Raw genomic sequence first — 2,554 nt, 5'->3', positions numbered from 1 at the left:
ATACAGGATTAATACAAAGCATCAATGTCAAAATTTCTACATTTAAATCAAATAGAAAAGAAATCGAAGAAACTTTATCTGCCCTGCAAAACAGCCTGCAAGGTATTGAAGCCAAAAAACAATCTGCAATCAATGATGTCGAGCAGCGTTATTCACGAGATAGCGTATCTGTCATCAATCAGGCTGTCACATCTGCGATTTTGCAGCAAAAAATGCGACTGGTTGATTTGGCAATCAATAACCAAGGTGCATTTGAGCGCGAGCTGAATGACATTACAAAAAATGCACTGCTTTCCGCCGTTCAGACCCGCTTCCGAGCCATTAGCCAAGATTTGATAGAAGAAATGGGCAATGGTATCAATGCACAATTAGCTACTTTGCCGGATGGCGGTTTGGGTGGCATTGCAATGGATGTATTGGCCAATAGCGGGGCAGACGCTTTCGGAAAAGTAGCTAATACAGCATTAAAATCAATATCTAAAGCAATTATGGTTAATGTGACTTCGACAACATTGAAAGCATTGCTTGGTGGTGTATTTGGTATTGTAGGTGCGGTGTTGCTCTTCCTGCCTGAAATTATTTCTTTATTTACAAAAGGAGAGAAGGAGCGCAGACAGCGTGAACAAGTAGAGCAGGCAATTATCAATAATGTCATTCCACAAATTCAACAGCAGCTTAATACCGTATTGCCTGACTTAATGAATCAGAATATTACAGCCCTGATTAATCAAGTCAGTGAACAGTTTGAGGAGCAGCTGCAACAAAAACGCAATGAGATTGAAGCTGCAGAGGCAGAAAAAGCAGCAAAAGCCGCCGAGTTGGAAAGCACAATTAGTGAGTTGGAAAGCGGCAAGCAACAGTTGACTACAGCGGCAAACCGTTATTTGTTTGCCTAATCATTTTCAGACGGCCTCAATAATATCGAAGGCCGTCTGAAAAAATAGATACTCTCAAAAATATTAAGGATCTATTCATGGATATCATCCAGTTAAACAACCAAATTGAAGAATTCGTAAATAAAAATAATTTCAGTCATGATGCCTTGGCTTTGAAGCAGGAACATGCAATTCAGAAAAGCGAAGAGTGGCAGAGAGTTTTAGATAGCTTTGCAGAACAAGGCCGTGTGTTGCGTATCGGTATTATCGGGCGTGTGAAGGCAGGGAAAAGCTCCATGCTCAATGCCTTGCTTTTCAATGGTAACGACATTTTGCCCAAAGCAGCCACACCGATGACAGCTGCGCTGACCATTATGGAATACAGTGAAAATGTCAGCGCAGAAGTGGACTTTTTTACTCAACAAGACATTGATGAAATTAAAGTCAAATATGATTTTTTCCAAAAAGCGTTAGATAGTAAAGTTAAAGAAAAAGAGCTGGAAAATGCTGAGAGAATTAAGAGAAAAAAGGGTGTTAATTCTTTATCGGCGGAAGAGCAGCAAGAATGCCGCAATAAGGCCAAATCTCAAGCCGAACGGGAGATGAAGGACGATCCGTCTTTTGCTTCATATGATCAATATTGCCGTATTAAAGAATCAGGCAAATCATTAAGCGATTTGGAGCAATACCGTACGATTTCAGCGGGTAGTGTGGAAGAGTTGATGAATGGCGTATTGAACCAATTTGTTGGGTCAAGCGGAGCGTTCATGCCGTTTACCAAGTCCGTTACATTGCATATTCCGGAAAAAGGTTTGCAGGGCCTGCAAATCATTGATACCCCGGGAATTAATGACCCTGTGACATCTCGTGGCGAACGCACCAACCAATTGTTGCAACACTGCGATGTCGTATTGATTGTTTCTCCTTCGGGACAATTCCTCAGCAGTGAGGATACCGATTTGATGCATCAGGTAACGACTAAAGAGGGGACGCAGCAAGCTTATCTTATCGCCAGCCAGGTGGATAACCAATTGTTTGGCAGTGAAAGTCAAGGCTTGAGCGATCCTATTCATGTTTTGGAACGTATTTCTGACAATTTGACCAAGCATGCGCGTAATGTTTTGGCCAAACAAGTCCAAGAATATCCGTCAATGAAAGTGGCTGCGGACAAGTTGAGCAAAAACAACGTTATTTGCTCTTCAAGCGTAGCGTTTTCAATGCAGCAGCGTTTTGATGAGCAGCATACTTGGGATGCCAATTTGCAACACGTATGGCGCAATTTGAATCAAAAATTCCCTGATGTTTTCAGTCATGAAGAATTGGCTAAAAATGCATTAAACCAATTGGCCAATATTCATCAGATACATCAAATAGTGAGTGAAGTAACTGCCAATAAAGAACAAATTTTGGCGCAACGGCGCATTGATTTTGAAAATGGCAAACGTACCGCATTACAAGGCTATTTAAAAGCATGGGCCGAGCTCATCAATGAGCAGATTCATCAGATTCAGCATGCCGATGTGGACGAATTGCGCAAGCAAGAAGCCGAACTCAAAAAGCAGCAAGCCACAATCGATGCCAATGTGGGCGGCGTGTATGATGATTTGATTTCGGATATCAAACTGAATTTGAGCAAGCAATTAAAAGACAAATTGAAAAGTGAAATGCGCCGTTTTGAC

2 protein-coding genes are annotated in these 2,554 nt (G+C 41.6%); both read left to right on the top strand.

Annotated features, from left to right (window positions below; genetic code table 11):
* Positions 1-896 (top strand): hypothetical protein (locus ACTHS3_RS11505; protein ID WP_440367993.1); only part of this gene is annotated, 896 nt, incomplete at its 5' end.
* Between the two features lie 77 nt (positions 897-973).
* The coding region (locus tag ACTHS3_RS11500; RefSeq protein WP_440367992.1) for a dynamin family protein at positions 974-2,554 on the top strand (1,581 nt) is incomplete at its 3' end.

The sequence above is a fragment of the Neisseria sp. P0009.S007 genome, from assembly GCF_051962515.1.
This window is presented reverse-complemented; position numbering and strand designations above follow the sequence as displayed.